Origin of the sequence: Rhodococcus sp. IC4_135 (genome assembly GCF_011602025.1) — a bacterium.
Taxonomy (GTDB): Bacteria; Actinomycetota; Actinomycetes; order Mycobacteriales; family Mycobacteriaceae; genus Rhodococcus_F; species Rhodococcus_F baikonurensis.
Genome location: NZ_JAAOLG010000007.1, coordinates 260,762 through 277,875, shown reverse-complemented (window position 1 = coordinate 277,875; position 17,114 = coordinate 260,762). Strand labels below are relative to the sequence as shown.

The 17,114-nt window shown below is 62.5% G+C and carries 16 protein-coding genes and 1 pseudogene; 8 read left to right on the top strand and 9 right to left on the bottom strand.

Translation table 11 applies throughout. The features are described 5' to 3' along the window. The 3 genes and pseudogenes from G8767_RS16105 to G8767_RS16095 form a co-directional block, all read right to left on the bottom strand. Positions 1-797 (bottom strand): annotated as a pseudogene (locus G8767_RS16105) (hypothetical protein); the annotation flags it as partial. Positions 798-925: 128 nt separating this feature from the next. Then, entirely contained in the window at positions 926-2,122 is a 1,197-nt protein-coding gene (locus G8767_RS16100; protein WP_166810672.1) for an Ig-like domain-containing protein, read from the bottom strand. Between the two features lie 32 nt (positions 2,123-2,154). After that, positions 2,155-3,198 carry a UDP-N-acetylmuramate dehydrogenase gene (locus tag G8767_RS16095; protein WP_095970488.1) on the bottom strand — a complete coding sequence of 348 codons (1,044 nt, stop codon included), beginning with the start codon at positions 3,196-3,198 and terminating at the stop codon, positions 2,155-2,157. A gap of 74 nt (positions 3,199-3,272) precedes the next feature. Between G8767_RS16095 and G8767_RS16090 the strand changes: the two genes are divergently transcribed. The 3 genes from G8767_RS16090 to G8767_RS16080 all read left to right on the top strand — a co-directional run bounded on the left by G8767_RS16090 (position 3,273) and on the right by G8767_RS16080 (position 5,144). Continuing rightward, positions 3,273-3,770 (top strand): DUF2505 domain-containing protein, encoded by a 498-nt coding sequence (locus G8767_RS16090; protein ID WP_095970400.1) that lies wholly within the window; start codon positions 3,273-3,275, stop codon positions 3,768-3,770. Between the two features lie 77 nt (positions 3,771-3,847). Next, positions 3,848-4,348: a DUF2505 domain-containing protein gene (locus tag G8767_RS16085; RefSeq protein ID WP_095970401.1), complete on the top strand. Its 501-nt coding sequence runs from the start codon at positions 3,848-3,850 to the stop codon at positions 4,346-4,348. 7 nt (positions 4,349-4,355) lie between these two features. After that, positions 4,356-5,144, top strand: a complete 789-nt coding sequence (locus tag G8767_RS16080) for an SAM-dependent methyltransferase (protein ID WP_095970402.1) — start codon at positions 4,356-4,358, stop codon at positions 5,142-5,144. Between the two features lie 70 nt (positions 5,145-5,214). Here G8767_RS16080 and G8767_RS16075 read toward each other — a convergent pair whose 3' ends face one another. From G8767_RS16075 to G8767_RS16065, 3 genes are all read right to left on the bottom strand, one after another. Beyond that, positions 5,215-7,257: an Ig-like domain-containing protein gene (locus tag G8767_RS16075; RefSeq protein ID WP_166810671.1), complete on the bottom strand. Its 2,043-nt coding sequence runs from the start codon at positions 7,255-7,257 to the stop codon at positions 5,215-5,217. 81 nt (positions 7,258-7,338) lie between these two features. Continuing rightward, positions 7,339-8,775, bottom strand: coding sequence for an Ig-like domain-containing protein (locus tag G8767_RS16070; RefSeq protein WP_240952332.1), 1,437 nt, complete (start codon positions 8,773-8,775; stop codon positions 7,339-7,341). Between the two features lie 312 nt (positions 8,776-9,087). After that, positions 9,088-9,666 (bottom strand): hypothetical protein, encoded by a 579-nt coding sequence (locus G8767_RS16065; protein WP_095970405.1) that lies wholly within the window; start codon positions 9,664-9,666, stop codon positions 9,088-9,090. A gap of 127 nt (positions 9,667-9,793) precedes the next feature. Here G8767_RS16065 and G8767_RS16060 point away from each other — a divergent pair, with 127 nt between their 5' ends. Continuing rightward, positions 9,794-10,564, top strand: coding sequence for a DUF2993 domain-containing protein (locus tag G8767_RS16060; protein WP_166810670.1), 771 nt, complete (start codon positions 9,794-9,796; stop codon positions 10,562-10,564). Here G8767_RS16060 and deoC read toward each other — a convergent pair. Beyond that, the gene (gene deoC, locus G8767_RS16055; RefSeq protein ID WP_166810669.1) at positions 10,561-11,226 is read right to left on the bottom strand and encodes a deoxyribose-phosphate aldolase; all 666 of its coding nucleotides are present in this window, start codon (positions 11,224-11,226) and stop codon (positions 10,561-10,563) included. The genes G8767_RS16060 and deoC overlap by 4 nt on opposite strands. Positions 11,227-11,290: 64 nt before the next feature. Between deoC and purU the strand changes: the two genes are divergently transcribed. Then, a complete protein-coding gene (gene purU / locus G8767_RS16050) occupies positions 11,291-12,178 on the top strand; it encodes a formyltetrahydrofolate deformylase (RefSeq protein ID WP_003941509.1) in 888 nt (295 codons plus the stop codon). Here the strand turns inward: purU and G8767_RS16045 are convergent. Next, positions 12,175-12,852: a GntR family transcriptional regulator gene (locus G8767_RS16045; RefSeq protein ID WP_240952331.1), complete on the bottom strand. Its 678-nt coding sequence runs from the start codon at positions 12,850-12,852 to the stop codon at positions 12,175-12,177. The genes purU and G8767_RS16045 overlap by 4 nt on opposite strands. Positions 12,853-13,026: 174 nt before the next feature. On the opposite strand from G8767_RS16045, the gene G8767_RS16040 reads away from it, so the two are divergent. From G8767_RS16040 to G8767_RS16030, 3 genes are read left to right on the top strand one after another with little or no spacing between them, the layout of a single operon-like run. After that, positions 13,027-13,779, top strand: a complete 753-nt coding sequence (locus G8767_RS16040) for an aldolase/citrate lyase family protein (protein WP_124567908.1) — start codon at positions 13,027-13,029, stop codon at positions 13,777-13,779. Further along, complete coding sequence (locus tag G8767_RS16035) at positions 13,776-15,140, top strand: MFS transporter (RefSeq protein ID WP_166810668.1); 1,365 nt, start codon at positions 13,776-13,778, stop codon at positions 15,138-15,140. The genes G8767_RS16040 and G8767_RS16035 overlap by 4 nt, the downstream gene beginning before the upstream one ends. Further along, the gene (locus G8767_RS16030; protein WP_046378192.1) at positions 15,128-15,925 is read left to right on the top strand and encodes a carbon-nitrogen hydrolase family protein; all 798 of its coding nucleotides are present in this window, start codon (positions 15,128-15,130) and stop codon (positions 15,923-15,925) included. The genes G8767_RS16035 and G8767_RS16030 overlap by 13 nt, the downstream gene beginning before the upstream one ends. On the opposite strand, the gene G8767_RS16025 is transcribed toward G8767_RS16030, so the two are convergent. Beyond that, positions 15,922-16,953, bottom strand: coding sequence for an alpha/beta hydrolase (locus tag G8767_RS16025; protein ID WP_021333908.1), 1,032 nt, complete (start codon positions 16,951-16,953; stop codon positions 15,922-15,924). The two genes, G8767_RS16030 and G8767_RS16025, sit on opposite strands and share 4 nt — an antisense overlap. Between the last annotated feature and the right edge of the window lie 161 nt (positions 16,954-17,114).

The following is a 17,114-nucleotide window of genomic DNA, read 5'->3' as shown; positions in this document are numbered from 1 at the left end:
CTGCCGGTGACCGGATTGAACGCGGCCGGGAGGATGGGCACCTGGTCGTCCGCACGCTTCATGTACGGCAGATACACGTCCTTCATCACCTGACGCGCTTGACGTTCGGCTTCTTCCGCTTCGTATTGGGCCTGCTTCCACGTAGCCCCGGGAACCATGCTGAGGATCATCTCGACCGTCGAGGCGCTGTCGGGTGCCGGAATCGAGCGTTTGGCCTCGTGGAGTGCGATCTTCGCCTCCTCGATCTTGTTCGAGATCAGGTCGACCCGCACCTTCAGCTCACCCGCATCTGCCGAGTAGGCCAGCACGGCTTCCAACGCCGCCGAGCCGCCCCGCCCCTGCCAGCCTTCGGTGATCGCGCCGTTCACATCGCTCCGGAACTTCCCGATGCCGGCTTCCACCCGACCGGCAATTGCCTTCCAGGCCTCGCCGATTGCGCTCAGGGTTGCCGGATCCATCTCGTTGACGTGATCGAAGATTTCGGAGTGCGACATCGCGTCGAACGGATCGTCGTCCACGATTGCATGTTCGCTGTACTGCAGCGACGAGGTCTGAGCGGAGAGGGCATCGCGCTCGCCCCAGGCCCGTGCGCGCTCCGCATCGGCGTCAGCAGTCGCAGCAGCCATCTCGTCGTCGAACGCTCCGCGGTCGTCGGTCACGGATTGAACCAGAGCAGATGTAGCGATTGCGCTCGCGATGGGAGTGCCGACAACCGGCAATGCCGCCACGCCGGGAGGCACGGCCCGCGTCGCTTCGGAGATCCTTCCCAGCACGTCTTCCAGAAATGGAATGCCCACCGCTGTCCCCCTGAAGTCGAAGATCCCCGTCAGACTCCCCGAGCCGACAGCACTTACCTGTACTGACGGATGCAGAGCACGGACGGTTCCCTTCGTCCACCGATTTCTCGGTTCACAGCAGGAGAAATCTAAGCCAGTGCAGACATCGACTTCCAGGTCGGCAGATCGATCGCCCAGTCGTAGATGTCGCCGTCCGCAGGAGACAGGTCGATCGACGTGCCGGTCACCTCGACGGGGTCACCGTAGAGGGCCGTTCCGAAGTACTCCTGCGCGTCGGACGTCGACAGATTGATGCAACCGTTCGTGACGTTCGACGAGCCCTGCACCCCGGTGGTTTCAGGATTGGCGTGGATGAATTCGCCGTTGTTGGAGATGCGCACCGCCCAACGCTCACGCACGTTCTCGTAGAACGGCGGATTGGACATCATGAAGTCTTCGTACTTCTCCGTCACCATGTGAATGCCGCTGCGCGTGACGTTTCGAGGTTCGTTTCCCTCGCCGTAGCTGACGGGAATGTCCATGATCGTCTGACCGTCGCGCACCACCTGCATGCGGTGGCTCGGCGCGTTCGCCTTGACGATCTGGCTACGACCGATCGTGAAGTCGAGCGTGAGATCCTGGTCACCGAAGGCGCCACCGCCGTAGTTCAGGCCGTAGAGCTTGGCGTCCAGATGGACAGTTGTGCCCGGCACCCAGTAATCGGCCGGACGCCAATGGGCCCGTGATCCGCCGTTGTCGTCGGCCAGCCATGCCCACGATCCGGCGGTGGGCGGCACGGTGGTCACGACAAGCGCCTTCTCGACGGCCGCCTTGTCGACGACGGAGTTGTCGAACTGCAACGTGATCGGTGCCGCGATACCAACTTCCTGGCCGTCGGCGATGTTGAGGGTGGCGCCGGTGGTCGACTCCGGGGCAACCGTCGTGAAGCTCCCCTGCACCGGCACCGCTTTGCCGTCGGTTCCGGTTGCCGAACCCGACCACGAATACGTGGTGCCGTAGCCGAGTGCCTCACTGACGGTGAATGTTGTCTTGTCAGGCGACAGTTGCCCGGCGACGGCCTTACCGGCCGCGTTGCTGAGATTGACGTCCGACAGTGTCCCCTGGGTCACCGCTACCGAGACGGGAGCTACCGGGCTGACGTCTTTGGTGCCTGGTGCGGGCGTCGACACCACGGTCGCGACCGGGGCTGGTTCGGCGGCGGCCGCGCCGCCCTGTCCGTCCTTGCCGCCGATCGTGCAGCCGACTACGGCCACCATCACAGCGAGTAATACAGCTACCAACGCAATAAGACGCGAACGACTTCTCCGACCACCCAGCTCATGCACTTCAACAGGCTACCTGCGGGCTCTGTCAGGAATCAGATGGTGCAGCCCACAGTTACCGGTTCCGGTTCCAGCCGGACGCCGAACGCGGCCTCGACGCCGTCGCGCACTGTCTGCGCGAGCGAGACCACATCCGCACTTGTTGCGGACCCTCTGTTGGTCAACGCCAAGGTGTGTTTGGTCGACAGCCTGGCCGGTGCATCTTCGCCGGGATAACCCTTCGAGAATCCGGCCCGTTCGATCAACCATCCGGCCGAGAGCTTGGTTCCACCACTGCCGGGGAACTGTGGCACGGTGACGTCTCCGAGCTGTTCGGTGATGGCCCCGAGCACAGCAGGCAGCTCCGCCTCCGGCACCACGGGGTTGGTGAAGAAGGAACCCGCGCTCCAGGTGTCGTGGTCGAACGGATCGAGGACCATCGCCTTACCGGTCCGCAACCCCAGAACTGCCTCGCGGACCTGCGACGCAGGCAACCGCGCGCCTTCCTCGGCGCCGAGTGCAGTGAACAGTTCGCGGTACGCGAGCGGGGCGCTCAACCCGTCGGTCGACGCGTCGAATTCGACGGCCAGAACCAGTGCTGCATCCGAATGCTTGAGAACGCTCGACCGATAACCCAATTCGAGTGTCGACGGTTCGACCCACGACACTTCCCCGCTGCGTCGGTCGAGCAATTGAACCTGCCGGAGCCGCGAGCCAACCTCGACGCCGTACGCGCCGACGTTCTGCACCGGCGTCGCACCGGTCGAGCCCGGAATCCCGGACAGACATTCGAGGCCGCCCAGTTCCGCGGCGACGGATTGGCCGACTACTTCGTCCCACACTGCGCCCGCTTCGGCGACGACGCGGTCCGTGTCGAGGCTCACGGTGGTGTTGGCCACACGAACGACAACTCCGTCGAATCCCGCGTCGGAGATCACGAGATTGGACCCGCCGGCGAGAATCAGCGTCGGGATCTGCTCGCGATCGAGCAGCGTCACGACGTCGATCAACGACTGCGTCGTCGGGCATTCGGCGAGCAGCCGCGCCGGTCCCCCGATTCGGAGCGTCGTCAATCCCGACAAGTCAACGTTCTCGGACACGAAAGCGCCTGATTCCACGACGCGTCTGCCAATGGTTACGTCCCACACATCGATAAACGGTAGCCTCCACAATCGTGAGCCGTCGCATCGAGCATTCGTCGAAGTACACAGTCCCCGCCGAGAAGGTCCATGAGGCGGTGACCTCCGAGCAGTACTGGCGCGACCGAATCGTCGCTGTCGGCGGTCCCGGCGCAACGATCGAAGAGCTGACCGTGCGCGACGAGACCGTCGCGGTCACGATGTCGCAGATCATTGCCGCCGAACATCTCCCGAGCATGGTGTCGAAGGTTGTCAACGGCGACATCGTCATCAAACGCAGCGAAACGATGGCGCCGTTCAAGGACGGCAAGGCCACTGGCACCTTCTCCGCCCACGTCGACGGCGTTCCCGCGCGTATCGAGGGCACTCAGGTCCTGACGGGTGACGAGAACTCCGCCACTCTCGAGATCGACGGTGAGGTCGAGGTCAAGATCCCGTTCCTCGGCGGAAAGATCGAAAGCGCGATTGTCGACGAGGTTGTCCGGCTCATCCAGGCCGAGCAGGACTTCACCCGGGAGTGGATCGCGAAGTAATTCGCTGCGGGCGGCGAGAGTTTGTCGATACAGCCAATTTGCCTTGTCACAACGCGTAACCGGTATTCTTTCCGATCATGGCTCGCCGCATCGACTACTCCGCCCGCTATCAGCACTCCCCCGAGCAGGTCTACGCGGCGCTGGCGGACCGCTCGTACTGGGAGGCCCGCGTCGACGAGATGCGCAAGCATTCCGAGAACCATGTCGAACATTTCGAGGTCACCGATTCCGGAATCGATCTCGTGCTCCACCACATTCTTCCGCGTACCGATTTGCCGGACATCGCACAGACTGTGATGAAGAAGGACCTGGTCATCACCCGTAAGGAGTCGTACGGCGCCTTCGGTGACACCGTGACCGGCACATACGAGGCTTCGATCCCGGCCGGTCCGGGAAGTCTGTCCGGAACCATGGAGTTGTTCGCCACCGATACCGGGTCCACGCTACGAACCACGTCCGAGGCCAAGGTATTCATACCGTTCATCGGCGCGAAGTTGGAACAGCTCATGCTCATCAACCTCGTCGATCTGTTCCGCACCGAAGCTCAGGTCACGGCGACCTGGCTCGCCGCTCGCTGAAGCCGTCGTGAAGAAGGCTCCACCCCCGAAGATCGAGGGGGTCATCACCCGTGGCACGACGGGGATCAACCGACTACGCCGTAGTGACCGGTGGATAGTCCACAACCGGACGATTGCGCATGCCCTGAACAACGCGGCCGATCCGTTGATCGTCGACCTCGGATACGGAGCGAGGCCGGACACCACCTTCGAGATGGCAAGCCGCCTCACCGCTGTCCGGCGGGATCGACGCGTCATCGGGCTCGAGATCGACCCTGCCCGCGTGGTCGAGAGTCGTGACGGTGTCAGCTTCGCCCGTGGTGGATTCGAACTGGCCGGTCTCACACCCGTTTTCGTACGCGCCTTCAACGTGCTCCGGCAGTACCCGGAGGACGCCGTGGGTTCGGCCTGGTCGCACATCCAGTCCGGCCTCGCACCAGGCGGACTGCTACTCGACGGAACCTGCGACGAACTCGGGAGACGTTGCGCCTGGGTGCTTCTCGACGCCGATCGTCCCTTGACCCTGACACTGGCATGGGATCCCTTCGACATCGATCGCCCTTCCGACATCGCGGAACGTCTCCCGAAGGCCCTCATCCACCGCAACGTTCCGGGCGAGCCGATCCATGCACTGCTCAGCGCCGCCGATCGAGCCTGGGCAACTGCCGCGCCGCACGCCTCCTTCGGCCCTCGCCACCGCTGGGCCGCTGCCTTGGAGATTCTTCGGGCGCAGGGAATTCCCGTTCAGCCGGCGCGACGTCGCCTTCGCGACTGCATCTTGACGGTGCCCTGGCATGTGGTGGCGCCGAACCCCTGAAGTCGCCGACGTGAAACGCCCCGCCGCGGAGGTTCTCTCCGCGGCGGGGCGTCTTCGTGCAAGCGTCGGGCTAGGACCCGAAGATGTTTTCCAGGCTTCCGAGCGAACCGGTCGAACTGCCGCCGTTGCCGGGCTCTCCGCCGTCGGACGCTGCCGTGACCTTGACGGTGACTGCAGTCTGGGTCTCGGAACCGAGGTAGCCGTCGGTTCCGCTGAACACCGCGGTGATTCGGCGATCACCGAGTTCGGTGAAGGTATGCGAGAGCGTGGCCTTGCCGTTCACTACCGCAACCGGTCCGCCGATCGGGGTGGTTCCGTCCATGAACTGGACCGTTCCCGCACTGAGCGTAGGAACAACTGCCGCAACAAGATCGACCTTCGCGCCCTTGACCGCTGACGTCGGAGCGCTCACGGTGATGGACGTTTCCTGATCCTCCGCGGCCGGAGCTGTGACCGAAACCGTTTGCGCGGCCGAGGTAGAGGTGAGGAATCCTGCTGCACCCGAGTACACCGCCGTGATGTCGTGAGTGCCAACGCTCGCGAACTCGTGCATGATCGACGCTTTGCCGTCGACGACCGGCACCGCCGAGCCGAGATTGCCCGAGCCGTCCTTGAACTGCACCGTGCCACCCACCGGCGACGGCGTGACCGTCACGGAGAGACCCACTGCCGTACCGGTTTTCGCATCCGCCGGAACGGTCAAGACCGTCTCGGTCTGCTGGTCGGTGGGAGCCGGCGCCTTGACGTTCACAGTCTGGGTGTTCGACGTCGACCCCAGGTAGTTGCCCGAACCCGAGAATACTGCGGTGATGCTGTACTCGCCCGCCACGTTGAAGGTCGGCATGGTTGTCGCCTTACCCGCGGCGTCCACTGGAACCGAGGGGCCCAGATCCCTGCCACCTTCCTTGAACTGCACGGTGCCACCTGCAGCACCGGTAGAGACCGAGGCAGTGAACGACAATGCCTCTCCGGTCGAAGCGGTCGACGGACCGACGAGAGTGGTCGTGGTGTTCTCCTCGACCACCACCGGAGCGACCGTCAAAGCATGCGGCGCTGACGTCGAGGTTTGGTAGACGCCGGAACCGGAGTACACCGCCACGATCGAATGTGCGCCTTCTGCATAGGAATTCGCCAGTGACGCCTTGCCGTTGGCGTCGACCGCAACAGCGCCGCCGAGGTCGGTTGCACCGTCCTTGAACTGCACCGTTCCACCCGCCGGGACAGGAGAGACCGAAGCTTCGAGGGTTACGGACTCACCTGCGACCGCACTCGCGGGACCGGTAATCGTGGTGGCGGTGTTCTTGTCGGCTTCGGACACGACGACGTCGATTGCCGACGACGTGGAGGTCGCTACTTTGGCATTACCGAGATATTTGGCCGTCACGCTGTGCGTCCGGACGTCAGCAGCTGTCCAGGCAAGTGTTGCAACACCATTGGCAAGAGCGCCCGCACCGATCTTGGTGGCACCGTCGAAGAACTCCACCGAATCACCGTCGGCACCACCGGTCACCGTCGCGCTCAGCGCAACAGACTGCCCCACCTGAGCGCCACCGACGGGCGCAAGTGCCGTCGTCGACACGTTCTTCGACACCGTCACCGCCGGGCCCTTGTTCTGGAAATCTGAACTCGTCACCGATGCGTTGTAGTGCACCGAGGTATCCAACGGCACGTCCCGCGCGCAATCGGCGCCCACCGTGTACTTGAACTCGAAAGTCTTCGAGTCGTTGTTATACAGCGGCCACTCTGTCAGTGACCCCTTCACACGAACAAAATCAGCGCCCTTGGACTCGACACCCCGCGCCGAACCGTTCACCTTTGCCGAACCCTCGACGTACGTCAGACACGTCGGATGAACATCCTTGATCGCGTACAGGTAATCCACGACGATGTTTTTTCGCTTGAACACAGTCTTCACGGTGATCGTCTCACCCTCGGACGGAGTCACATTGCTGATGGTCCGCGTGTATTCGTAGTTGTTCGCATTCCACGTCAACGAACCTGGTGTCTCTGGTGCAGCGCCTGCGATACCGACACCCGCAACCACGGCAAAACCCGCAGAAACAGCAAACACACTCAAACCTGCAACTGCACGACGTGCAGAACCTACAGACATAGATTTTCCTTCTCGAGAAGTGAGGGATATGGGTGATGCCCCACCACCTGAAGCGGGCGGGGCATCACCGGGTATCGATTGCTAGGAGCCGAAGATGTTGCCGAGGCTGCCGAGCGAACCGGTGCCGTTTCCTGGTTCTTCACCGTCGACCGGTGCGGCGATCTGGACGGAGACCTGATCGGAGGATGCCGTCACCGTGCCGGCGCCCGAGTACTCCGCCGCGACAATTCGCTGCCCCTGAGTTGACGGCTTCCACGAGATGCTGGCTTTTCCGGAGGAGTCGACCGTCGCCGTGCCGATGACCGACTCACCGTCTTTGAAGGTGACTGTGCCACCGGCATTTGCAGGACTGATCTGAGCGGAGATCGTCTGTGCAACGCCGACCTGCCCCGCTACTACGCTGAGATCTGTTGTGGAGCTTGTTGTTCCGGCGGGCTGTTCGGCAACTGTCACATTCGCGGTGGTGCTCGATCCGGTGACGCCGGATCGACCGGCGAATACGGCCTCGAGGGTCTGCGCACCGGCAACCGTCGGAACCCAGGCGTAGGTCGCTTCACCGTTGCCCGCCACCGGCACCGAAGCGAGCACCGCTCCGCCGACCTTGAACGTGACCGTTCCACCGGTACCCGACGCGGACACAGTCGCTTTGAGAGTGGTCGACTTGCCGACCTGCGCGCCCGAGATCGGCGCCAGAGTCGTGCTGGACTGAGCATCGGCCTGCGAAACGCTCACGTTCACCGGTGCCGAAGCGGAACCGACTGCGCGCGCCGTGTCGGCGAACTTCGCTGTGATCGAGTGGTCTCCACGGGTGGTCGGCGTCCAGGCAAGTGTTGCAACACCATTGGCAAGAGTGCCCGCACCGATCTTGGAACCGGCGTCGAAGAACTCCACCTGATCACCGTCGGCACCACCGGTCACCGTCGCACTCAGCGCAACAGACTGCCCCACCTGAGCGCCACCGACCCCAGCCAATGTCGTCGTCGAGACGTTCTTCTGAACCTTGACCGAAGGACCACGACCATTTGTCGTGTCGTTCACCCAAGCCGAACCGTCGAAATGCACTGTGCTTGCCAGATCGGTCCCGCGCTCACACCCTGCGCCGACTCGATACTGAAACTCGAACGACTTCGTATTGTTCTGATACAACGGCCAATCCGTGATGCTCGCGCTCACACGCACAGAATCAGCGCTCACCGGTGTTTCCGGGGAATAGGCCTTCCCGTTCACCTTCGCCGAGCCCTCGACATACGTCATGCACGACGGATGAAAATCCCGAACCGCGTAGAGGTAATTGACCACAAAGTCGGTCCGCTTGAACACTGTCGTAGAGGTGATCACATCACCTTCCGACGGCGTCGCGTTACTGATCGTTCGTGTGATCTTGTAACCACTCGAATTGAACTCCGCCGTCACCGGAGCCGCACCAGCAACCCCAGCACCCGCAACCACCGCAAACCCCGCAGCAACAGCAAACACACTCAAACCACCGACAACGCGACGAACACCACTCACGGACATCCACATCCCTCTCGACAAACGGGGGCAGACAGGCGTCCAGGACAAGCGTCCGTCTGCTTTCGATGCCGTGACGTTATCCCATTGACTGTAAAGTAACTACGCTTTTCGCAGATTTAGTTCATCGGCGACATCGCCGAACTGCAGCAACAGTGGACTGAACGTCCCGAACCGCCCATTCGGATGCATTCTTACCTGCGCTAAAGACACAATGTTCGCCCGAAAATAGCGAATTACCAATCTCTGATATCGGCGTCATATTCGATTTCGGGCGTGATGCCAGAAGGTCGCAGGAGCCTCGAAGATCTCTCTCGACTACAGGCTTGCGGCAAGCGCCAACTCCACCCGAACGGCAACGTCGACACTCGCGTTCTCACACGAGAGATACAACTCGTGCGCGTCGAGTCGGCCTATCGCTACGGCATCGGCGACTACCTCATTGAGCAGGACTTGAGAGATTCCACCCGAAGCGAGGTCGTGCACGGTACGCAAAGGCGTGGTGATGCGGATGGGTCCGATCTGTTCGCACTCGTCGTCCGCAAGCGGCAGTCGGTGCAGTGCCACCTGACGGGTGGGCGCCGCGAGAGGGTGAGCTATCGAGAGGTGAATGAAACGAGGTTGCAGGTGCCCGAGGCCATGGAGGTCAGCGGCGCTGTAATGCGAGACGGTGGCACTACCGGCGAACCACGTGCACCACTTCGCGAACTCGTCCAAGGCGGTATGCCTGACGCGTTCGAGACGAAAGAGTCCACGGCACTCACATGTCCATGTTCCGGATTCCGTCATTTCTTCCATCAACGCCAGACCGAAACCCAGTTCCGATGCCTGGAGAGCCGTGACAAATCCGCACTGTCGCAGCGCCAGCAGCTCGAGTGACTCGTAGTCCGAAGCCATGACCACCTCCGGTGACCGTCGAAAACGCCGTTTCGAACAGACTACGGGCGACTGTGTCGCGCATCACAGAAATGAGGAAGTGCGTATTCACAGAGTTCGTTCAGACTCGTCGGGAAGAATCTGGCGAATGACTGTCGCAGCGAACAACCCTCGTCCGCGCAACCGAGTGCTCATCATCCTTCTCGTGGTGATCGCCGTACTCGTCGCGGCACTCGTCGGTGGAGAACTGTACGTACGCAACCAGGTGAAGGCCTGCATGGCCGATCAGTTCCAGAGCGAACTGGGATCCCAGGTCGACGTCGGGTTGAGCTGGAAGCCCGTACTCCTGCAGGCAGTCGACAAGAAGGTGCCGTACATCAGCATCGACAGTGACGACTCTTCGTTCGGCCCCGCAACGGGAATGCAGGTTCACGCGAAGGTGAACGACATCAACTTGCAGCCTTCGGCGGGTAACAGCGGCACCATCGGCAGCTCCAGCGCCGACGTCACCTGGTCTACCGCAGGCATTCTCGCCACCTTGCAGGAGCAGACCTTCGGTGGCCTCGTCTCCGGCGTCACCGCCGACTCGAGCGCCGGAACACTCGCGTTCGACGTCGGACCGGTCGGGCTCGCGAAGCTGACAGTCAAGCCCACCGTCACCAACGGCGTGGTCGACGTTCAGACCGTCGGCGCCGAGATTCTCGGATTGGGTCTGCCGACCGACCTGGTCGACGGCATCGTTCAGACACTCACCGACAGCCTGCAAACGTACCCGCTGGACATGAAGCCCACGAAGCTGACCGTCACCGACGACGCGATCCAGATCTCACTGGAGGGCGGCGCTTACGCCATGCCTGTCGCCGACGCGAACAACCAGAACACCTCGGCGGTGCCGGACAGCTGCGGCCTGCTGACCTAGTCGGTCAGACCGTCCAATACTGCTCGGGTTCCGGACAATCCGAGGCGGGTGGCGCCGGCCGCAATCATGTCGAGTGCGGCCTGCGTCGTACGTATTCCGCCACTGGCCTTGACTCCCACGCCCGAGCCGACGGTCTGCGCCATCAGTCTGACGGCCTCGACGGTTGCCCCACCTGCAGGGTGGAATCCGGTGGAGGTCTTGACGAAGTTCGCCCCGGCGCGCACGGCTGCGCGGCAGCATTCGACGATTGCCTCGTCGGACAGCGCTGCGGTTTCGAGGATCACCTTGAGGATCGCACTCTCCCCCATCGCCTCACGGACGGTGAGGATGTCTGCGAGCACAGCGCTGTAGTCGCCCGCGACCGCCGCTCCCACGTCGATGACCATGTCGATCTCGGCTGCGCCCTGATCGACGGCCAGTCGCGCCTCGGCACCCTTGACCAGTGAATGATGCTTCCCCGACGGGAATCCGACGACGGCCGCCGTCACCAGTCCGTCGGCGCGAATCGGCAACATCGACGGCGAGACGCAGACAGCCAGCACACCGAGGCTACGCGCCTCGTCGATCAGGGCGGTCACATCGGCCGCGGTGGCTTCGGGTTTGAGGAGAGTGTGGTCCACCATCGCGGCAACCTGGGAACGAGTGAGTGCAGCTTCAGACATGTTGGAAAGCTTGGCACACCACCACGCGACCGTCGCTGCAGCCGCACCTGAGAGACTAGGCCGCATGACCGCTGCACCTTCGATCGATGATCGTCGCTATGTTCTGTCCCTCGGCTGCCCCGACACCACGGGCATCGTCGCACGCATCTCGACCTTTCTCACCGATGTCGGTGGATGGATCGTGGAGGCCGCGTATCACGCCGATGCCGACACCGGATGGTTCTTCACGCGTCAGGCGGTCCGTGCGTCGTCTGTGAGCATGAGCATCGACGAACTTCGTGAACGGTTCAAAGCTGTTGCGGCCGAGATCGGTCCGGAAACCGAGTGGACTCTTCACGACTCCGGCGCACCCAAGAAGATCGTGTTGCTCGTGAGCAAGGAAGGCCACTGCCTGCATGACCTCCTGGGCCGTGCCGCGGGCGGAGAACTTCCGGCAGAAATCAGCGCCGTCATCGGAAACCACGAAGATCTGCGTAGTGTCACCGAGCGCCACGGGATCGACTTCCACCACGTTCCGTTCGCCAAGGACCCGGCCGAACGCGGACCGTCCTTCGAGAAGGTTCGCGCCCTGGTCGACGCTCACAACCCCGACGCCGTCGTTCTTGCGCGCTTCATGCAAGTGCTGCCGGAATCACTGTGCGAGCACTGGGCCGGACGCGCGATCAACATCCACCACAGCTTCTTGCCGTCGTTCATCGGTGCCCGCCCCTATCACCAGGCGTTCGCCCGCGGCGTGAAGTTGATCGGCGCCACCTGCCACTACGTGACCGCCGAACTCGATGCCGGTCCGATCATCGAGCAGGACGTGATCCGCGTCGACCACGCCGACGATGTCGCCGACATGGTCCGGCAGGGTCGAGACATCGAAAAGCTCGTGCTCTCACGCGGACTGCGCTGGCACCTCGAGGATCGGGTTCTGGTCCACGGGCGCAAAACGGTCGTGTTCAGCTAAGGCTGATCGGCAGGCAAGAGGGCAAGGACCTCCGGTACCGGCAGGAGGTGTGCGGCCAGAATTTCGAGGGCCTTGTCGGCATCGGATTCGTCCAGCGCCGCAACCAAGGCACGATGCTGCGCATTGATCGTGTCCAGGCGGTGCGGTCCCACGTTCAGGGCGCGCACCGCAACTCTCTGTTGCCGTGACCGGAGCGACTCGTAGAGTTCGGTCAGTACCGAGTTCTGTGCAGCTCTGACCATCGCAAGATGAAACTGCCGGTCGAGACCGGAAACCTCGAACCAATCGCGTTCGCGCCCTGCGGCTTCCATCGGTTCGATCAGCTCGATCATCGATGTCGGCGCGCCGAAGCCCCGGGCACACAGCACTGTCACCGCGTGACCCTCGATCAGTTGTCGGCTCTGGTAGACCTCTTCGAGCTCTCGGGCGGTCACCGTTCGTACCTGCGCGCCCTTGCGCGGCAGGAGGGTGATGAACTTTTCGGCGGCGAGCCGATGGAATGCCTCTCTGACCGGTGTACGGGAGACCCCCATAGTTCCGGAGACCCACAGCTCGTCCAGGAATCGTCCGCCTTCGATCGATCCACGAATGATCTCGTCCCGCAACCAGACGTAGACGCGGTCACGTGCCGGCCCCTGGGTCGCTGACGGGTCGGCAGTTGCCGGTGTCGACATCACAATCCCTTCGCACTGGCGTCCGCCGGGTTGACGAACTTGTAACAAATTCATCATACCGACTCTGGACACACCAAGTATTCTCTGTGTATACATGACGTATACGACAGTTGTGCGGGTCGTCACACCGATCCGATCAGTCGTAGAATCCCAACTGCCAAGGAGCCCACCAGCATGTTCAGCACTCCCGCCGACCGCCGTCACGCGATCTGGCTGTCCGATCCGAGCTTTGCCGCAGCAGAAATCGCGCGTGGACTCGGCTACGGCGCGGTGATCCTCGACATCGAACACGGGTCGTTCGACCTTGCCGACCTCGAGCGATTCATCCCCTTCCTTCGCGGCCTGGACATGGAGGTTCTCGCGAAAGTCCTCGGACCCGAGCGCGGACCGATTCAGCAGGCTCTCGACTTCGGCGCTACCGCCGTTGTCATTCCGCACATCGAAAATGCTTCCCATGCAAAGGAAGTCACTGCATTCGCCAAATTCCCACCACTCGGCGACCGCAGTTTCGCGGGCGGCCGCACGACCAACTACGGCGGTTTCACCGACGACTGGGTCCGTCGCCAGGACACCTTCACTCGTTGCTACCCGATGATCGAGGATGCCGGCGCAATCGAGAACATCACGGACATCTTGGCGCTCGACACCGTCGACGGCGTCTTCGTGGGCCCGTCCGATCTTTCGCTGCGCCGAGAACGCGGTGCATACACACGCACAGACGGCGACTTTGCCGACCTCGCTATCGTTGCCGCAGCGGCGGCCGAAGCGGGCAAGCCGTGGGTACTGCCGGCGTGGAGCGTGGAAGAGAAAGAATTTGCCGTTCGACACGGCGCTGATCAGATGGCATTGATCATGCAGCACGGTGCCCTCGCTGCCGGCTTCGCCGGACCGCTCGATCAGATCACTCGGATTCGGGAGTCTCGATGACAACGCAAACCTCGGAACCCGGCTCTTCACCGATGAAGACGGCCGTCCCGCCGAAGATCGGCCGTGCCCGTTGGGGTATCGCCGGAGTTCTCGGTGTCGGCATGTTCGTCAACTACATCGACCGCGTGAACCTCTCCATCGCTGCACCGGAGATCATGCGCGACTTCGACATCAGCGCTTCGCAAATGGGCATGGTCTCGTCCGCATTCTTGTGGACATACGCCATGCTCCAGATGCCGATCGGTTCGTTCATCGACCGCATCGGCGTGCGGTGGGTCAATCGAGCTGCCGCGTTTCTTTGGGCCGTGGCGTCGTTCGCCTCGGCCGCGGCAGGTGGATTGGGAATGCTCCTGGTCGCCCGACTCGTCCTCGGGGTCGGCGAAGCCCCTACTGTCCCGGCCGGCTGGAAAGCAATCGGCCAATGGTTCCCCAAGCAGGAGCGCGGGACCGCGACGTCCATCTTCGACGGCTGCGCAAAGATCTCGAACGTCATCGGCATCCCGATCATGGCGTTCCTGGTCACGACATTCAGCTGGCACGCGGCCTTCATCTTCACTGGCATTCTCTCGGTGGCCTACCTCGCGATTTGGTGGCTGCTGTATCTGACGCCCAAGGAGGCACTCGCCAAGGGTCGGCTGAGCCAAGCGGAGTTCGATTACATACGCGAGGGCGGCGCCGAGGACGAGGACGCAGAAACCAGCGGTTCGCTCAACGGCCTGGGCTACCTCCTGCGGCGACGCAAGACTTGGGGACTTGCACTCGGGTACGCGTCCTACACGTACGCGTATTACGTGCTCTTGACCTGGCTCCCCGCCTACTTGGAGAAGAGCTTCGGGGTCAACCTCCTCAAGGGCGGCATCTACACGATGATCCCGTGGCTCGTTGCCGTGATCGCACAGTTCCTCATCGCCGGCATTCTCATGGACAGGTGGTTGGCGAAAACGGGTGACGTCACCAAAGTCCGCCGTACGGTCCTCGTGGTCAGCCTCCTCGCATCACTTGCAGTCACGGGAGCGGCATACGCGGGCTCGATCGCAGTCGCCCTGATCTTCCTCTCGATCGGAGCAGCAGGACTGGCAGTGTCGGTCCCCGCAGGTTCGTCCATCGTGGCGCTCATCGCGCCGGAGGGATACACCGGGTCGCTCGGCGGCATCGTCAATTTCGTGGCGAATCTGCTCGGAATCGCGGCGCCCATCGTGACCGGCATGGTGGTCGACGCCACCGGTTCGTTCGCCGGCGCGTTCATCGCGACCGGTGCGGTACTCATCGGCGGAATCTTCTGTTACACCGTGGTGCTCGGCAAGATCGAGAGAATGCCGGCGCCCCAAGCCCAGAAAGGCACAACCACATGGTCGACGTAGCGATCGCACAGTACGCCCCAGGACTCGACAAGCAGGCGAATCTCGAGCAGCTCACGAAACTGGCAAGCGAAGCTGCGGAATCCGGCGCTCGCATCGTGGTCGCTCCCGAGTACGCGATGTTCACGGCTCCGAGCATGGATTCACGTTTCGTCTTGACCGCCGAGTCGCTCGACGGCAAATTCGTCTCAGCGCTGGCAGACCTCGCGACAACTCTCGGCATTCACATAGTCGCCGGGATCAACGAGGCAGTAACGGGCTCCGACAAGATCTCGAACACCTTGGTCGCCCTGGCCCCGAAACTCGGTGTCGTTGCGATCTACCGCAAGCTGCACCTGTATGACGCTTTCGGTTACAAGGAATCGGACGTCGTCCGTGCCGGTGAGATTCAAGACCCCGAAACCTTTGTCGTGGAAGACGTCCGGTTCGGTCTTCAGACTTGCTACGACCTTCGCTTCCCGGAAACGACACGACGGATCGTCGATGCAGGCGCCGACGTTCTACTCCTCCCGGCGGAGTGGGTGCCCGGCCCGTTGAAGGAAGATCACTGGACCACTCTCGTCCGCGCCCGCGCGATCGAGAACACGATCTACGTCGCAGCGGCCGACCAGAGCGCGCCGGCGGGATCGGGTGCGAGCATGATCGTGGATCCGATGGGCGTCATCGTCGCATCGCTGGGAGAACGCGTGGGTATCGCGACTGCAACCGTCTCCCTCGAACGAATCGCGGAGGTCCGGACGAAGAATCCTGCCCTCGAACTACGCCGCTTCGGAATCACCGCGCGCTAGAGATTGCGTAGTCGCACGATTTCCTTGTCGAACTCGTCGATGTTCTCGATCGACGACATGTGACCGACGCCCGGCAACACGATCAACCGTTCGAGGTTGCCGGCGTCGTCGAGGACCTGCGCAAGCTTGCGCGCATGGACCGGCGGAGTGAGCCGATCGAGCGAACCGACGAGCACGGTGGTCGGTACTTCGAGATTGTCGAGTCCCTCGTGAATGTCGAGGGTGCTCAGCGCTGCTCCCCAACCACCACGGATGCGGGGCTTGCACTCACGAACGATGTTCTCGCAGAACTGAATCTCGGCCTTGGTCGCGTTCGGTGACATCGAGACGTACTGGATCGCCTTCGTCATGGCGCCCGAGGAGACAAATGGAACGGGCGAGCTGAGGATGGCGCGGCCCACGGGGACCGGAACCCGAGGAAAACGATTGGGCAGTGGGATGACCGTGGTCTCGGCGATCAACCTTTCACTCGCCGTACTCGCGAGCATGACCGCCGACGCGTACTTCTTGACTTCGTCGGGGTGACGACCAGCCCAGGCGATGATGCTCATCCCGCCCATGCTGTGACCGACGATGACCGCCTTCTTGTCCTCGCGAACCGTCGCTGCCAGCACGGCAGAGAGGTCGTCGGCAAGGACGTCCGGGCCGAGGGGAAGATTACCGACGGTACTGCGTCCGTGACCGCGCTGATCGTAGGTGATGACGCGATATTCGCCGGCAAGCGCATTGACCTGCGGGTACCAGAATTCGGTTGAGCACGTCCAGCCGTGACTGAGAACGATCGGATCGCCGTCGACGGGACCGTAAGCCCGGACATTGATGATCGCACCGTCGTCGGTGGTCAGTTCGCTGATATCAGCTTTGAGCGTCGGAGTCTTCAGGAGTGCGTTGGGCTCGACGTCGCTCGAAAGAGTCAACCCGCGGGTGGATCGCCGATGACGGATTCCCGCGACCGCCGCGACGAGTGCTCCCACTCCGACGGCGCCTGCCAGTACTCGAAGCTCTGTGGTGCGCGAACGACTGGACATGCATTTACCCCTGACTGCTGCTGACGACAGACGGATGCAATCTATGTGTGACTGCCGTTAACCGACACTATCACTCGAACAACGCCTGTTGTCAGAGTTGGAGCGAAAGAGTGGGGCAACACACGATGGCCGGAAACGGCGTCACAGGATGAGCAGAACCG

Coding starts and splice junctions, on each gene's coding strand:
- G8767_RS16085 (WP_095970401.1), top strand. CDS start 3,848: ATGGCTCGCCGCATCGACTACTCCGCCCGCTATCAGCACTCCCCCGAG.
- G8767_RS16075 (WP_166810671.1), bottom strand. CDS start 7,257: ATGTCTGTAGGTTCTGCACGTCGTGCAGTTGCAGGTTTGAGTGTGTTT.
- G8767_RS16070 (WP_240952332.1), bottom strand. CDS start 8,775: ATGTCCGTGAGTGGTGTTCGTCGCGTTGTCGGTGGTTTGAGTGTGTTT.
- G8767_RS16065 (WP_095970405.1), bottom strand. CDS start 9,666: ATGGCTTCGGACTACGAGTCACTCGAGCTGCTGGCGCTGCGACAGTGC.
- G8767_RS16060 (WP_166810670.1), top strand. CDS start 9,794: ATGACTGTCGCAGCGAACAACCCTCGTCCGCGCAACCGAGTGCTCATC.
- deoC (WP_166810669.1), bottom strand. CDS start 11,226: ATGTCTGAAGCTGCACTCACTCGTTCCCAGGTTGCCGCGATGGTGGAC.
- purU (WP_003941509.1), top strand. CDS start 11,291: ATGACCGCTGCACCTTCGATCGATGATCGTCGCTATGTTCTGTCCCTC.
- G8767_RS16045 (WP_240952331.1), bottom strand. CDS start 12,852: ATGTCGACACCGGCAACTGCCGACCCGTCAGCGACCCAGGGGCCGGCA.
- G8767_RS16040 (WP_124567908.1), top strand. CDS start 13,027: ATGTTCAGCACTCCCGCCGACCGCCGTCACGCGATCTGGCTGTCCGAT.
- G8767_RS16035 (WP_166810668.1), top strand. CDS start 13,776: ATGACAACGCAAACCTCGGAACCCGGCTCTTCACCGATGAAGACGGCC.
- G8767_RS16030 (WP_046378192.1), top strand. CDS start 15,128: ATGGTCGACGTAGCGATCGCACAGTACGCCCCAGGACTCGACAAGCAG.
- G8767_RS16025 (WP_021333908.1), bottom strand. CDS start 16,953: ATGTCCAGTCGTTCGCGCACCACAGAGCTTCGAGTACTGGCAGGCGCC.